Origin of the sequence: Klebsiella sp. 141251 (assembly GCF_050600725.1) — a bacterium.
Lineage (GTDB): Bacteria > Pseudomonadota > Gammaproteobacteria > Enterobacterales > Enterobacteriaceae > Klebsiella > Klebsiella aerogenes.
The window spans coordinates 64,050-79,273 of sequence record NZ_JAQIRG010000007.1; the positions used below are offsets into that span (position 1 = coordinate 64,050).

At 56.6% G+C, this 15,224-nt stretch carries 12 protein-coding genes and 2 pseudogenes; 5 read left to right on the forward strand and 9 right to left on the reverse strand.

Features of this window, described 5'->3' with window-relative positions:
* Positions 1-200 precede the first annotated feature (200 nt).
* From PGR09_RS16570 to PGR09_RS16580, 3 genes are all read left to right on the forward strand, one after another.
* Positions 201-1,100, forward strand: a complete 900-nt coding sequence (locus PGR09_RS16570) for a LysR family transcriptional regulator (RefSeq protein WP_045396202.1) — start codon at positions 201-203, stop codon at positions 1,098-1,100.
* A gap of 39 nt (positions 1,101-1,139) precedes the next feature.
* The gene (locus PGR09_RS16575; protein ID WP_430916318.1) at positions 1,140-1,829 is read left to right on the forward strand and encodes a helix-turn-helix transcriptional regulator; all 690 of its coding nucleotides are present in this window, start codon (positions 1,140-1,142) and stop codon (positions 1,827-1,829) included.
* A 70-nt stretch (positions 1,830-1,899) separates the two neighbouring features.
* Positions 1,900-2,646, forward strand: coding sequence for an SDR family NAD(P)-dependent oxidoreductase (locus PGR09_RS16580; RefSeq protein ID WP_430916319.1), 747 nt, complete (start codon positions 1,900-1,902; stop codon positions 2,644-2,646).
* A gap of 78 nt (positions 2,647-2,724) precedes the next feature.
* Here the strand turns inward: PGR09_RS16580 and PGR09_RS16585 are convergent, their stop codons facing one another.
* Positions 2,725-3,888, reverse strand: coding sequence for a M20 aminoacylase family protein (locus tag PGR09_RS16585; RefSeq protein ID WP_430916320.1), 1,164 nt, complete (start codon positions 3,886-3,888; stop codon positions 2,725-2,727).
* A gap of 257 nt (positions 3,889-4,145) precedes the next feature.
* Here PGR09_RS16585 and PGR09_RS16590 point away from each other — a divergent pair, with 257 nt between their 5' ends.
* The gene (locus tag PGR09_RS16590; protein WP_380379219.1) at positions 4,146-5,345 is read left to right on the forward strand and encodes an MFS transporter; all 1,200 of its coding nucleotides are present in this window, start codon (positions 4,146-4,148) and stop codon (positions 5,343-5,345) included.
* A 54-nt stretch (positions 5,346-5,399) separates the two neighbouring features.
* Here PGR09_RS16590 and PGR09_RS16595 read toward each other — a convergent pair whose 3' ends face one another.
* The 8 genes and pseudogenes from PGR09_RS16595 to PGR09_RS16630 all read right to left on the reverse strand — a co-directional run bounded on the left by PGR09_RS16595 (position 5,400) and on the right by PGR09_RS16630 (position 12,552).
* Positions 5,400-6,122: an amino acid ABC transporter ATP-binding protein gene (locus PGR09_RS16595; protein WP_430916365.1), complete on the reverse strand. Its 723-nt coding sequence runs from the start codon at positions 6,120-6,122 to the stop codon at positions 5,400-5,402.
* Positions 6,109-6,873: an amino acid ABC transporter permease gene (locus PGR09_RS16600; protein ID WP_020079062.1), complete on the reverse strand. Its 765-nt coding sequence runs from the start codon at positions 6,871-6,873 to the stop codon at positions 6,109-6,111. The genes PGR09_RS16595 and PGR09_RS16600 overlap by 14 nt, the downstream gene beginning before the upstream one ends.
* A gap of 63 nt (positions 6,874-6,936) precedes the next feature.
* A complete protein-coding gene (locus tag PGR09_RS16605) occupies positions 6,937-7,704 on the reverse strand; it encodes a basic amino acid ABC transporter substrate-binding protein (protein WP_047046620.1) in 768 nt (255 codons plus the stop codon).
* Between the two features lie 95 nt (positions 7,705-7,799).
* Positions 7,800-8,745, reverse strand: a pseudogene (locus PGR09_RS16610) (MurR/RpiR family transcriptional regulator).
* Positions 8,696-9,648: pseudogene (locus PGR09_RS16615) on the reverse strand (iron-siderophore ABC transporter substrate-binding protein). Before PGR09_RS16615 ends, PGR09_RS16610 begins: the two co-directional pseudogenes overlap by 50 nt.
* 11 nt (positions 9,649-9,659) lie before the next feature.
* Positions 9,660-10,712: a FecCD family ABC transporter permease gene (locus tag PGR09_RS16620; RefSeq protein WP_045396176.1), complete on the reverse strand. Its 1,053-nt coding sequence runs from the start codon at positions 10,710-10,712 to the stop codon at positions 9,660-9,662.
* On the reverse strand, positions 10,709-11,734 hold the full coding sequence (locus tag PGR09_RS16625; protein WP_315710141.1) for a FecCD family ABC transporter permease: 1,026 nt from the start codon (positions 11,732-11,734) through the stop codon (positions 10,709-10,711). Before PGR09_RS16625 ends, PGR09_RS16620 begins: the two co-directional genes overlap by 4 nt.
* Positions 11,731-12,552 carry an ABC transporter ATP-binding protein gene (locus tag PGR09_RS16630; protein WP_047046631.1) on the reverse strand — a complete coding sequence of 274 codons (822 nt, stop codon included), beginning with the start codon at positions 12,550-12,552 and terminating at the stop codon, positions 11,731-11,733. Before PGR09_RS16630 ends, PGR09_RS16625 begins: the two co-directional genes overlap by 4 nt.
* 505 nt (positions 12,553-13,057) lie before the next feature.
* On the opposite strand from PGR09_RS16630, the gene PGR09_RS16635 reads away from it, so the two are divergent.
* Positions 13,058-15,130: a TonB-dependent siderophore receptor gene (locus PGR09_RS16635; RefSeq protein ID WP_430916366.1), complete on the forward strand. Its 2,073-nt coding sequence runs from the start codon at positions 13,058-13,060 to the stop codon at positions 15,128-15,130.
* Positions 15,131-15,224 lie beyond the last annotated feature (94 nt).

Below are 15,224 nucleotides of genomic sequence, written 5' to 3' on the forward strand. Positions count from 1 at the left end.
GGAAGGCGCGACGGCTCAATCCACAGCCCTGAGCCCGGCGGAGAGGATCATCAGCAGTGGCGTTTTACGGTGAGCATTTTCCATCTCGTTTAGCGTTGACTTTTTCATCGCATTATTGTTACCAATAGGCAGCAGTGAAACTAGCTAATGAATGCTTAATAGCCTTATAAGTAAAATTTATAAATAGCCCGGAAACCAACATGGCAAGACGCAACCTCAACGATTTACTCTCTTTCGTCACCGTGGCGCGGGAAGGCAGCTTCACGCGCGCCGCCGCGCAGCTTGGCGTGACCCAGCCTGCGCTAAGCCAGGCGATTTCCGGGCTGGAAGAACGAATGCAAATCCGACTATTAACGCGGACCACCCGCAGTGTGTCCCCGACGGCCGCCGGGGAGCGCCTGTTGCAATCGGTGGGCCACCGTATTGACGAGATAGAGGCTGAGCTGGATATGCTGACTGAACTGCGGGACAAGCCTGCAGGCACCGTCCGCATCACCTGCGGGCCGAACGTGCTGAAAACGACCCTGCTGCCCAAGCTTGCGCCGCTGCTCCGCGAATATCCGGATATTCATATTGAGTTCGATGCTAATCACGGATTCCGGGACATCGTGGCGGATCGGTTTGATGCGGGCGTGCGGCTTGGCGATACGATTGATAAAGATATGATAGCGATGCCAATCGGCCCGAAACTACGCATGGCCGCAGCCGCCTCGCCAGATTATTTCGCGCGATACCCGCAGCCGCAAACGCCTCATGAGCTGACGCAGCATCAGTGTATTAATTTGCGCATGGTCCGCTCCGGCGGGATTTATGTCTGGGAATTCGATCGCGAGGGAGGAGAGTTGAACGTCCGGGTTAATGGACAGTTGACGTTTAACACGTCGGATCATGTTGTCGACGCCGCCCTGGCCGGGTTAGGCATAGCCTTTTTACCTGAAGAGGAATTCGGCTCACACATCAGAGAAGGTCGTCTCGTGCGGGTGCTTGAGTCCTGGTGTCATCCTTTTCCGGGCTACTATCTTTATTATCCCAGCCGCAAGCAGCCTTCCCCTGCCTTTTCACTCGTTGTTGATGCGCTGCGCATGAACGGGAAACTTTAGATTTAAGATTTTTCGCAGTATCGGGATGGATTTATCAATATGACCAGAACAGAGAGGCTTCTCGAGTTACTACAGATATTAAGGGCGCAAAGATATCCCATCACGGCATCCACGCTCTCAGAAAGATTAGGAATAAGCGTGCGCTCGCTTTATAGAGATATAAAAACGCTACAGGATCAAGGGGTTCGTATTGAAGGTGGGGCCGGAATGGGTTATATCGTCAAGTCTGATTTTCATTTGCCGCCCTTAAATCTTTCTCATGAAGAAATCAATGCTATTACCCTTGGGCTAAACTGGGTATCTCATAACACAGATAATGATTTCAAAAATACAGCAAGGAATGCGCTTGCCAAAATACACGCCGTCATTCCTGATGAATTAAAAAACCTTATCGAAAGCCAATCCTATTTGATCGGCCCTGCAGAAAGTAATGAGGTATTTTTCAAAGACATTCGTAGCGCTATTAAAAAGCAAAGGAAAATCAAAATAAAATATTGTGACAAGAAAGGCGCTTACTCTTCTCGTGTTATATGGCCCATCGGATTGGCATATATGCAGTCATGTTGGCTTTTGGTCGCATGGTGTGAAATGAGAAATGATTTTCGTCACTTTAGAACTGATAAAATTGCAGAGATGGCACAACTGGACTCTATCTACAGGGAAAGCCGGACGGCTTTATTGAAAAAATGGAGAATAAAAGAAAGGATCGACGAGGCAAAAGAGTACTGACAAAAATTGTCACAGCGATTTTGTATACTCCCCCAGATGCAAGACTCAATTCTACGTCATAGGGGGAATGATGAATTTCCAGAATAAAGTTGCTGTCATCACAGGAAGCACGACAGGGATAGGTGAGGCAGTCGCAGAGCAATTACACCAACATGGGGCTAAGGTCGTTATTGTCTCCCGTTCACCAGAGCAGGCCATCCAAAAAGCGAAACAATTATCTTCACAGGGGCAACAGGCGCTGGGGATCGGATGCGATGTGTCACAACCCGAGCAAGTAGAGAAAATGATCGCTAAAGTTATCAAACATTTTGGCAGACTTGATTATGCTGTAAATAATGCGGGCATCACAGGTGAACATGGTAAAAATATAACAGAGCAGACGGTTAAAAACTGGGATAAAGTTATTGCCACTTCATTGAGCGGCGTTTTTTACTGCCTAAAATACGAAATACCTGCAATGATGAAGTCTGGCGGCTCTATCGTTAATTTATCTGCAGTAAATGGTCTGGTTGGTATTCCCGGATTAGCGCCCTACACCGTGGCTAAACACGGTATCATCGGTTTGACCCAAACCGCAGCATTAGAGTTTGCAACGCAAGGCATTCGAATCAATGCCGTCGCTCCGGGCTATGTCCAAACGCCACGAATGAGTGAATTTCCTGACAATATCGTACGTAGTTTCGCCAATAGCCACCCTATGAAGAGGATGGCAAAAATGCGGGAAATAGCAGACTTCATACTGTTTTTGCTGTCAGAAAACGCAGCGTTCTGTACCGGCGGCGTTTATCCCATCGATGGAGGTTATTTAGCTGAGTGAACTCCCCTCGAGGCTTTTTAAACTGCAAAATGTTGGCGCCCGGAGACCCTTGACCCGCTTTCCGCGGCGCACGATAACTTAGCCCTGCCCGGCAGGTAGCAGCGATTCCACCAGCGCCGTCCACAGCGCCACGCCGGGCGCCAGCAGATCGTCGTTAAAATCGTAGCTGGCATTGTGTAGCGGCCTGGAGGGCGTCTCGCCGTCTGTGCCTATCCAGAAATAGGCGCCGGGACACACTTCCAGCATGCAGGCAAAATCCTCCGACGCCATGGAAGGATTGATCTGCCAGCGCACCGCGGCTTCGCCGAGCTCGGCCTGCGCCACCTCGCGCACCTTCAGCGCCTGTTGCGCATCATTTTTGGTCACCGGATAGCCCGGATACCACGCAATCTGACCGTCAACGTCGGAAACCTGCGGCTGCGTATGCACGTACTGCTCAATCAGGTTTTTTACCCGCTCGCGCACCGTATTGCTCAGGCAGCGAAAAGTCCCGCGCAGCACCACGCGGTCCGGCAGCACGTTGATCGCCTCACCGCCGTTGATCTGGGTAATGCTGACCACCGCGGAATCCTGCGGCGACAGGCGGCGCGACGGAATCGTCTGCAGCGCCATAATCAGCTGGGCGGCGGCGACGATAGGGTCGGCGCCGCTTTCCGGCATCGCCGCATGACAGCTTTTACCGGTGAGCGTTATCTCGAAGGCGTCAAGCGAGGCCATCATTGCCCCGGGATTCACCGCCACATGCCCCAGCGGCAAGCCTGGCCAGTTGTGCAACGCGTAAATGGCGTCCATCGGGAAGCGCTCGAACAACCCCTCTTCCACCATTTTGCGCGCGCCGCCGAGGTTCTCCTCCGCGGGCTGAAAGACAAAATGCACGGTGCCGCCAAAGTTGCGGGTCTGGGCAAGGTGCACGGCAGCAGCCAACAGCATGGCGGTGTGGCCGTCATGACCGCAGGCATGCATCACGCCAGCACGACGCGAACGATATTCCACCGTCCCCTGTTCAGCGATCGGTAGCGCATCCATATCGGCTCGCAGGCCAATCACCGGCCCCGGGCCGTTCTCAAGCGTCGCGACGACCCCGGTACCTGCCAGCCCGACATGTACCTGCAGGCCGAACGAAGCCAGTAGCCCGGCAACCCGACGCGAGGTCTCCTGCTCCTGGTACCCGAGCTCCGGATGAGCATGAAAATCGCGACGCCAGCCGATAGCTTCGGCAATCAGTGAAGACGATACCGCCATGTCCTGTTCCTTCCATTACTGAATGAGTGGTCCCCGTCCTGCTGCTTCCAGGCGGCACCCTTCGTTATATCCTTTCGCCCCCGCGGCTGACAACTTCAGCGATGATGATTTTTGTCTATTCACCAGCGGATCGTTTTATCGATATCAAAAATAGTAGCTGTTTCAGCGGTGACTTCCGTCAGCTGATTAATTATCATGCAGACTGGTCGGCGTCTTGCCGGATTATCCACCTGCAACCTTCCGTTATCGGGAATACAATGTTTAACCCAGACCAGAATCGCCTGGCCCCCACGCTGGCGATGATCATGGCCGCTTCACTTGTGGGATTTATCACCGGCTATACGGTGCCATTAATCAGCCTCGAGCTGGCGCAGCAGCAAGTTGCTCCGCTTTATGTCGGCCTGCTGGCCGCGCTGCCGCCCGCGGGAATGATGCTCTCTTCTTTTCTTTCTCCCGCGCTGTGCCGTCGTTTTGAAATGGGCGCGTTGCTCAGCGTTAGCCTGATTCTGCTGGCGTTGGCGACCATCGCCTCCTGCATGACCACCGACATGACGCTGTTGCTGGTGCCGCGTCTGCTGACCGGACTCGCCTCCGGCGTCATTATCGTATTGGGGGAAAGCTGGATAACCGGCGGCGCGGCGGGCAGTAATCGCGCTACTCTCACCGGCATCTATGCCTCGGCCTTTACCGGCTGCCAGCTCGCCGGCCCGCTGCTTATCTCCGTCGGCCCCGCCTGGCAACACGTAGCGCTGATGGCCATTGTCGCCATTACCGCCGTCTGCCTGCTGATGCTGCGTCATCTGCCGCGCGGCAGTCGCGAAAGCCTTGCCGAGCGCGCCAGCTGGCGTAGCCTGGGGGCTTTCCTGCCGGTGCTGGCCTCTGGGGTATTCTGCTTTGCCTTCTTCGACGCCAGTATTCTCGCGCTACTGCCGCTGTACGGCATTGATAAAGGTTTAAATGAAACGATGGCGGTACTGCTGGTCACCGTCGTTCTCACCGGCGACGCCATGTTCCAGGCGCCGCTGGGATGGGTTGCTGACCGCTTCGGCATCCGTCGCGTGCATCTTATCTGCGCGGTTGTCTTTAGCCTGTCGCTACTGGCGCTGCCGTTTATGCTCGCCTCGCGCGTACAGCTGATGGCTATCTGCCTGCTGCTCGGCGCCGCGGCGGGCGCGCTTTATACCTTGTCGCTGGTGCGGGCGGGTAAAACCTTTAGCGGGCAAAAGTTAATCATGATTAACGCCCTGTTTGGCTTTTTCTGGTCCGCCGGTAGCGTGGCCGGGCCGATTGTCAGCGGCATGCTGATTGGCGTCTCCGGCTACGACGGCTTGATCATCACCCTGTTCGCCAGCGGCGTGCTATTCCTGCTTATCCAGTGCCTTAGCAAGAATGAAAAAACGCTGCTCGCCAATGAGCAGGAAGAAGACATGGAAGAGGCTACCGAGACCGCGCAATAGCGGGCGTTGTTGATAACGGGCAGGCGGGACTCCACCTGCCCGTTTTGCTGATGGCTACAGCACCTTACTGAGGAAAGCGGCGGTGCGTGGATTGGTCGGCGCGCTAAAGATCTGCGCCGGTTTGCCCTCTTCCTGAATCACGCCATGATCGATGAAAATCACCCGGTCAGCCACTTCGCGGGCAAATCCCATTTCGTGGGTCACGATAACCATCGTCATCCCTTCGCTGGCGAGATTTTTCATTACTTCGAGCACATCCCCTACCAGTTCCGGATCCAGCGCTGACGTGGGCTCATCAAACAGCATAATTGACGGCGTCATTGCCAGCGCGCGGGCAATCGCTACCCGCTGCTGCTGACCGCCGGAGAGGCTGGAAGGCCAGGCATCGCGCTTATCGCTGAGGCCCACTTTCGCCAGCAAGGCATCCGCCAGGTCGACCGCCTGCTGGCGCGGCATGTTGCGCAGATTCATCGGCGCCATCAGCAGGTTTTCCAGCACCGTCATATGCGGGAACAGGTTAAAGCGCTGGAACACCATGCCAACGCTTTCGCGCATCTTGTTGAGGTCGGTCGTCCGGTCATGGGCGGCAAAGCCATTGACCACCACTTCGCCTTCGCTCACGGTTTCCAGCGCGTTCATGCAGCGCAGAAAGGTGCTTTTGCCGGAGCCGGAGGGCCCGATAATGCACACCACTTCCTGCGGTTTAATATCGCAGCTGATGCCGCGCAGTACGTGGCTATCGCCAAAGCGCTTATGTAAGTTATTAATGTGAATCACTTTTGCCAAACCTCTTTTCCAGACGGTTAACCAGCTGCGCCAGCAGGAAGGTAATCACCCAATAGACCAGCGAGATAGTCAGGTAGGGTTCCCAGTAGGTGGCGTAAGCGCCGGAGACGGTTCGCGCCGCGTAGGCCAGATCGGCAAGCCCGATCGCCGAGGCCAGCGATGAGTCTTTAACAATAGCGATAGCGTTGTTGCCAAGCGGCGGCAGAATGCGGCGAAACGCCTGCGGCAGGATCACTTTACGCATGGTTTTCCACCACGGCATACCCAGCGCGCGCGAAGCTTCCATCTGCCCTTTATCGATAGACTGGATGCCAGCGCGGAAAATCTCCGACACGTAGGCCCCGGCGTTAAGGGTAATCGCCACGATACAGGAGAGAAACGCGCCGTAGTTAGAACGCAGTTCGCGGGCAAAATCGGCGCTCATTATCCCGCTGGTGACCAGCAGGCCATCGCGCGGGTTAATAAACAGCGGCACCAGCGCAAAGTGTACCACCATGATCTGCACAAACAGCGGCGTACCGCGGAAGGCGCTGACGTAGAAGCGTACCGGAAACTGCACCAGATAACGCAGAATATATTTCCATGGCCCGTGCTCGGCCTTCGCCATCCGCCCCAGTCCAAGCGTTAACCCCCACAGCGTCCCGAGGATCACGCAGATAATGGTACATTTAATCGTCATCAAGGCGCCGTCCATAAACAGCGGGCCGTACTCCTCGATGATCTCCCAACGGAATCCCGTCATAGTCCTTCCCTAAAAAAATACGGCCATCGCCTGAGCGACAGCCGCGGTCACTGAAAAATGGTGTTATTGCGCAGGCAGCGTCGGTACGTTGTCATCGAACCAGGTTTTATAGATTTTGGCGTAGGTGCCGTCGGCAACGATTTTCTGCAAACCGGCGTTGATTTTGCCCAGCAGTTCACTGTTACCTTTAGCGACGGCGATACCGAAATACTGGCGCTCAAATTTAGCGTCAGGCACCAGCTTGAACTGCTTTTCCGGGTGCTGCTTGATGTAGTATTTTACTACCCCGACGTCGCCTACCGCGGCGCTGACGCCATCCTCAAACAGCTCCTGCAGCATCAGCGGCGTATTGTCGAAGCGCTTAATGGAGGTGCTGTTTTTACCCAGTTCCTGCGAAACCACAATATCGCCGGTGCTGGAGTTCACCACCCCAACTTTCTCGTTTTTCAACGCCGCCAGCGAGTTCACTTTTGAACCTTCCGGCACCACAATCGACTGCTCGGCCGGGAAGTACGGCGTAGAGAAATCCACCATCTGTTTGCGTTTATCGGTGATAGTAATACCCGAGATGATAATGTCGCGATCGCCGGTGCCCAGGGTGGCGAAAATGCCCTCCCAGGGGGTGTTGACCAGCTTCACGTCAAAACCTTCGGCCCTGGCGATGGCTTTGATGATATCGATATCAAAGCCTTCCAGCTGTTTTTGACTATTTTCGAATTCAAAGGGACGGTAGGTGCCGCCGGAGCCGACGGTATAGGTTTCCGCAGCCGCCTGTCCGGCTGCCGCCAGCGCGGCCATCATGAAACACGCTTTGAGCAAATTCTTGACCATGAGATATCCTTTTTATGCATTTATTTTGCATAAAAATACACATACTTAGCATGGCATGCAACCGGAAAGCATCCGGATAGTGAATTATCTTTTGTTCAACCGCGTTGACCACCTGATTTGCCGATGGCTCGATGCAATTCATTGATTCGCTTCATTGATTTGACCGTCTTTTGCGGCGCGGTCGAGGCGACGGACAGCACGATCATCTCAAGGCAAATCAGCACGGTGCCGTGCAGCGGCACCCGCCCGTTATCGCCGCCGCGCGGAACATCAATCACCACCTGCGCCAGTTGACTGAAGCGCGAATCCAGCGCCTGGGTGAGTAATATCGTCGGGATCCCCAGCCGCTGCGCCTCGCGCAATGTGGTCATGCCCTCCCGATGCGGTGATTTTTGCCCCATCATAATCAGCACATCGCCGCGCTGCAGGCTAATCAACTGCTCGGCAAGACTGAAGCCGGTACGGTTGAGGGTACAGGCAGGTAAGCCAATACGATTAAACAGACGCGCGGTGTACTCGGCGAGGATCCCCGACGCCCCGATGCCAAATATCGCCACCTGACGCGCATCGCCCAGTAGCGCCACCGCCTGGGCTACCGCCGCGCGATTATCGGCACGCGATAGCACCTCACAGGCGCGTTGATGACCATCCAGCACAAAATCGATGCTGGAATTGACATCACAGGAGAGCGCCCCCACCGTCGAGCGCATCTTTTCCGACGAGGTCGCTGACGGCCCGAACCAGCGCGCCATGGTCTCTTTTAACTCGCGCAGCCCAGCAAAACCCAATGCCTGAATCGCCCTCACCACGGTGGCATCGGAGGTGTGGGTGGCGGTGGCTATCTCCATTGCCGTGCGTTCCAGCACCACTTCACGATTATCATTGATGTAGTTTGCCACCTCGCGTAAACGGGGCGAAAGCTGGTGCGCGCGAGCGCGAAAGCGCTCGCCAAACAGATCGACTCTGCCCTTCTCTTTTTTCACCCCTGCTTTCATTTCGCCCCCGCTGGAATCGGCCGTCCGGCGATGTGCGACTGCACATGAGCCACCATCAGCGTCAATGCGGCGTACGAATTAGAAATAACCTCTTCGCGCGGCAGCAAAATATAGCGGCCGGTTCGGCAGGCGCGCATAAAGTCACACCAGCCGGGCATGACCGCCTCCATGGCCTTTAGCTCATCCTGCGGCTTACCGCCGGTGTCCGAACGCCAGGTGGCGAAGACAAAATCGGCATCCAGCTCCGGTAGCTGTTCAGCGCTGACGTCGATCCGCTGGCCATCGGGGATCTTGTCGATCAAAGGCGGGAAGCGGAACCCGGCGTCGCGCAGAACCCGCCCCAGCGCGTGATACGAGTGGTGTACCGTTACCTTACCGTTATTCGCCTGAATCACCGACACGCGGTACTGCTGAGGATCGACCGTGGCCTTTAGCTGTTTAATTTGTTCCTGATAACGATGTTCAAGCACCGCCAGCCGCGCCTGGCTGCCGGTGAGCTGCGCCAGTTTGCGGTAAATCAGCGGCGCGCTGCCCTGCAGGTGATCGATACTGACCGTCGGCGCGATTTTCGCCAGCTGCTCCACCGAGACATGGCGGCTGGGCTCGGTAATAATCAGATCCGGCTTCGCCGCGGCCACGGCTTCAAGGTCAATATCGGCGGTGCCAATAAAGCGAATATCGCTATTGTCGAAATCGACGCCGGTTAACTGAGCGCTCGAGCGCAGGTAATGGCTGCCGTCAGGGCGCGTGCGGCCATGGCTGGCCACCGGCGGCACCCCAAGCTCGATCAGCGGGATGGTAATATCGAGATCGTGCATCGAAACGATACGCTGCGGATGCAGCGGTACGCTCACCGTACGACCTAAATCGTCGGTGAAGGTTTGCGAATCGACAGCCGCGGCAGCGCCCGCGCACAGCACCAGCAGAGAAACGAACCAACGCATAACAATCCTTTTTGATTTACAGGGCGTCACGGCGACGCCAAAGCAGAGCAATAAAAAATGGGCACCCTACCAGCGCAATGACAATCCCCGCCGGGATCTGCAGCGGCGCAAACGCCAGCCGCCCCAGCGTATCGGTTGCCAGCACCAGCAACGCGCCAATCAGCGCGCTGCCGCAGAGCAGCGCCACCTGACCGCCGCGCAGGACGAAGCGCGCCATATGCGGCGCCATCAGACCGACAAAACCCAGACTGCCAACGCAGGAAACGCTGGCAGAGGTCAGCAGCACGGGGGCGAAGAAACGCAGTAACGTGAGCTGGGGCAAACGCACGCCAAGACCGATGGCGGTACTGTCGCCAAGCAGCGCCACATCCGCCGCGCGGGCAGTGCAGAACAGAATCAGTGCGCCAGGCAGCGCCCAGCAAAACGCCACCGCCAGCAGCGGCCAGGTCGCCGCGTGCAGGCTGCCGGAGAGCCAGATCATCGCCGTCTGTACATCGCGTACGTCGGCGGTGGTCATAAAAATGCCAACCGCTGCCGCCAGCGTCCACGACACGCCAATGCCAATCAAAATAAAGCGCGGACGTGAACAATCGCGCGCCAGCGCCAGCACCAACAGCGCCACCAGCACGCCGCCGAGCATTCCCGCCAGCGGTCGCCACGCCAGCCCTACGGCCGGAAAAAACAGAATTAGCGCCAGCACGACAATGCAGGCGCCCTCTTTGACGCCAATCAGGCCGGGGTCCGCCAGACCGTTACGGGTAATGCTCTGCATCGCCGCCCCGGCCAGCCCAAGCATGGCGCCGCACAGCAGCGCCATCAAAATTCGCGGCAGGCGGATGTCAAACAGGATAAAACGCTGCTGTTCGCCAATCTGCTCCGGCGCCAGCAGCGCACGCGCCCATGTCGAAGATGGCAGCGGGAAGCTGCCTCGGCTGAGGCTGTAGAGCCCGAGAGCCAGCAAAAGCAGCAGGATGAAGGCGGCAATTTTTAATGAAGCCGGGCGCAACAACAGATGCCTTGAAGCAAAACCCAGTGGCCGAAATCCGGCGCGGTGAACGGCGCGTTTCATTTAAAAAACCTCGCGGCGATAAAGATAAATAGCGGTGCGCCCACCAGCGCGGTCATCGCCCCGGTCGCCAGTTCCTGCGGCGCGACGAGGGTACGGGCGGCGATATCCGCCAACACCAGCACCAGCGCCCCGACCGGCGCCGCCAGCGGTAACGCCAGACGAATATCTTGCGTTATCAGACGGCGCACTACGTGCGGCACCACCAGCCCGACGAACCCAATTGGCCCGGCGACCGCCACCGCCGCGCCGCACAGCAGCGCGATAGCGACCAGCCCCAACAGTCGGGTCTGCACCAGATTCACCCCCAGCCCCAGCGCCACTTTATCGCCCAGCGCCAGCACGTTCAGGCGTGGCGCGAGAAGCAGCGCCAGTCCCATGCCAGAAAGCGCCGGCACCAGCGCCGCCTGTAGGCTAGCCCAGTTCAACCCGGACAGATCGCCGGCAAGCCAGGTGCGCATCGCCAGCAGCGTTTGTTCATCAAGAATTAATATCGCCGCCGTCACCGCCGAGGCAAACGCCGAGAGCGCCACGCCGCATAGCGTGATGCGCAGCGGCGTCGCCCCGCCGCGCCCGGCAGCGGCCAGCGCCATCACCCCGCCGAACAGCAGCGCCGCGCCACAGGCGGCGGTTAGCGGGCGTGCCGCCGGAAAATCGCCGAGAGAGAGGCCCAGCGCCGAGGTCGCGACCACCGCCAGCGAGGCGCCGGCGTTAAGCCCAAGAATATGCGGTTCGCCAAGCGGGTTGCGGATCACCGTCTGCAGCAGCACCCCGGCAACGCCGAGCGCCGCGCCGGTCACCAGCGCCGCCGCCAGCCGAACCAGACGTAAATCAACAATAATACGGTGATCGAAGTTCCGCGGATCGTACTCGAGCAGCGCCTGCAGGACCGTTTGCGGCGCGATCCAGCGGGCGCCTAAACCAAGATGAACCAGCGAACCGGCGATAAGCATCAGGGTTAATAGCAGCAATGCCAGCCGCGGACGGGTACGACGCCGCGTGGCGTACAGCACGGAGGCGCTCATCGGGCAACGGCCTGGGGTGCGCGAAACGGCATAAAGAAAGGTTTGCCGGTTTGCGGATTGATTGACATCTGCACATCAACATCAAAGACGTTTTTAATCAGTTCGGGGCTGCAGATTTCCTGTTCTGAAATGGTCCCGACTATCCGCCCCTTTTTGAGAAATACCAGCAGATCGGCGTAGTTCACCGCAAAGTTCAGGTCGTGAAGGACCGTTACCACCGTGCGGCCATGCTGGCGGGTCAGGCTTTGCAGCAGTTCAAGAATATCGACCTGATAGCGCAGGTCGAGCCAGGTGGTTGGCTCATCCAGTAAAATGGTTTTCGTCTGCTGGGCCAGCGCCATCGCTATCCAGCAGCGCTGGCGCTGGCCGCCGGAAAGGCTATCAACCGGCAAATGGGCGAATTCAGCGGTGCCGGTTAATTGCAGCGCCTCTTCCACCGCCTGTTCATCGGCTGCAGACCACTGGCGCATCAGCCCCTGCCACGGGTAGCGCCCGCGCGATACCAGTTCAAACACCGTGAGCCCTTCCGGCGTCAGTGGCGATTGCGGCAGGATCCCCAGCTGGCGGGAGACCGCTTTGGTCGGCATGTCGTGGATGGTCTTTCCGTCCAGACGCACGCAGCCGCCGAGCGGTTTTAGCATCCGGGCGATGGTCGATAATAGCGTTGATTTGCCTGAGCCGTTGGCCCCGGCAAGCACCGTCATTTTACCGCTGGGGATCGTCAGGTTAATGTCATCGACGATAAGCGTCTGGCCATATCCGGCCGACAGGGATTCCAGGACGATCCCCTTTTCTGCAGGGTTTACCCGCTGTGGCATAACTCGCTCCTGCGCCGCAGCGTTCCGGCATCAGCCCTCGACGTTCTGCAGTCAAATCAAAATAAATCTCATTCTCTTTTGATCATGAAGGGGATGAATGTAGTAGTCAATACTGTGCTTCTTGTTGTTATCGTTACGTTCACTACCCCGCGGCGACACAAAATGAATTTTATGAATAGTATTTATAATCAATAAAATAAAAGCATCCCACTACCTACGACAGGCTGCGAAATCGTGCTTTTCTTCTGCGACGATTTTTTATCTTACATAACATTTACTACTACATTTCTTCGTGCTTGAATGATTCTCAATTACATATCTGAAGGCGCGTTCAGACGCTTAACAGATAGGTTTTATTTTCAGGGCAATGATTTTATTGGCTTTATCTGACCGCAAAGGCAGATTCGTTCACGAGAAACAGATAATGACTCAACCCCATGTCGCCTGCTGGACGTTGCAAGGGCGCGCGCTTTTTTCGCTTCTTTTTTTAGCCTCACCGGGATTAATGGCCGCAGAAAATAACGCGGCAAATAATACAAAAGACGCCGAGGACACCATTACCGTGGTAGCTGAGGGCCGCCAGCAGAACGCCACCAGCGGCTATCAGCCACTGAGTTCGTCTACGGCGACATTGACCTCAATGCCGCTGTTGGATATTCCGCAGGTGGTGAATACCGTCAGCGACCGGGTGCTGGAAGATCAGCACGCCACCTCGTTGGATGAAGCGTTGTATAACGTCGCCAACGTGGTGCAGACCAATACCCTCGGCGGTACCCAGGATGCCTTTACCCGCCGCGGCTTTGGCGCCAATCGCGACGGTTCTATCATGACCAACGGCCTGCGCACCGTTCTGCCGCGCAGCTTTAACGCCGCGACCGAACGGGTGGAAGTTCTGAAAGGCCCGGCCTCGACGCTGTACGGTATTCTCGACCCCGGCGGACTGATTAACGTTGTCACCAAACGCCCCGAGCGCCAGTTCTCTGGTTCGGTTTCCGCCACCTCCAGCAGTTTTGGCGGCGGCACGGGTAGCTTCGACGTGACCGGTCCGATAGAAGGGACTCGTCTGGCCTATCGACTGATCGGCGAATATCAAAATGAAGATTACTGGCGTAATTTCGGCAAGAACAAAAGCAGCTTTATCGCCCCTTCCCTGAGCTGGTTTGGCGATAGCGCGACTATTACCGCTTCGTATTCACATCGCGATTACAGCGCTCCTTTTGACCGAGGCACCATTTTCGATCTCAATACTGGCCACGCGGTCAACGTCGACCGTAAAACCCGTTTCGATGAAGCCTTTAATATCACCGATGGTTATTCCGATATTGCCCAATTGAATGCCGAGTATCGACTTAACAGCGCCTGGACCGCGCGCTTTGATTACAGCTACAGCCAGGATCACTACAACGATAATCAGGCCAGGGTGATGGCCTATGATTCTGCGCCCGGCAACCTGACCCGCCGGGTCGACGGTACCCATGGCTCAACGCAAAAAATGCATTCCACCCGCGCCGATCTACAAGGCAATGTGGTCATCGGCGGCTTTTATAATGAAGTGCTGACCGGCGTCGCCTATGAGAATTACGATCTGCTGCGTACCGATATGCTGCGTTGTAAGAACGTGAAAGGCTTTAATATTTATCATCCGGTTTACGGCACTCTCGATACCTGTAATACCGTCTCCGCTGCCGATAGCGATCAGCGTATCAAACAGGAGAGCTACGCAACCTATCTGCAGGACGCCCTGTATCTGACCGACAACTGGATTGCCGTGGCCGGCGTACGCTACCAGTATTACACCCAGTATGCCGGGAAAGGCCGACCGTTTAACGTCAATACCGATAGCCGCGATGAGAAATGGACGCCGAAGGCAGGCCTGGTCTACAAGGTAACGCCAAACGTGTCGCTGTTTGCTAACGTCGCCCAGTCGTTTATGCCGCAGTCGTCGATTGCCAGCTACATCGGCGAACTGCCGCCGGAAGAGTCCACCTCTTACGAAGTCGGCGCCAAATTCGACCTGTTAGAGGGTATTACCGCCAATATCGCATTATTTGATATTCATAAACGTAACGTGCTGTATACCGAAAGTATCGGCGACGAGACGGTGGCGAAGACCGCGGGTAAGGTTCGCTCGCGCGGCGTGGAGGTGGATCTGGCGGGCTCGCTCACCGATAACCTCAGCATCATCGCCAGCTACGGCTATACCGATGCTAAAGTGCTGGAAGATCCTGATTATGCCGGTAAACCGCTACCGAACGTGCCAAAACATACCGGTTCGCTGTTCCTGACCTATGACATTCATAACGTCTATAACAGCAACACCCTGACCGTTGGCGGCGGCGGCCACGCGGTCAGCAAACGGTCCGGCACCAACGGCGCGGATTATTATCTGCAGGGCTATGCGGTGGCCGACGTCTTCGCGGCTTACAAAATGAAGCTGCAGTATCCGGTAACGCTACAGGTGAATGTGAAGAACCTGTTCGATAAGACCTATTACACCTCGTCAATCGGCACCAATAATCTCGGCAACCAGATTGGCGACCCGCGTGAAGTACAGTTTACGGTGAAAATGGATTTTTAAACCTTGCCCTGCCCCGGATAGCGGCGCGCTGCGCCTTATCCGGGCTACTTCTCCCCAACCCCTGCTGCGGGGAAATACCGGACAACGCACCTGG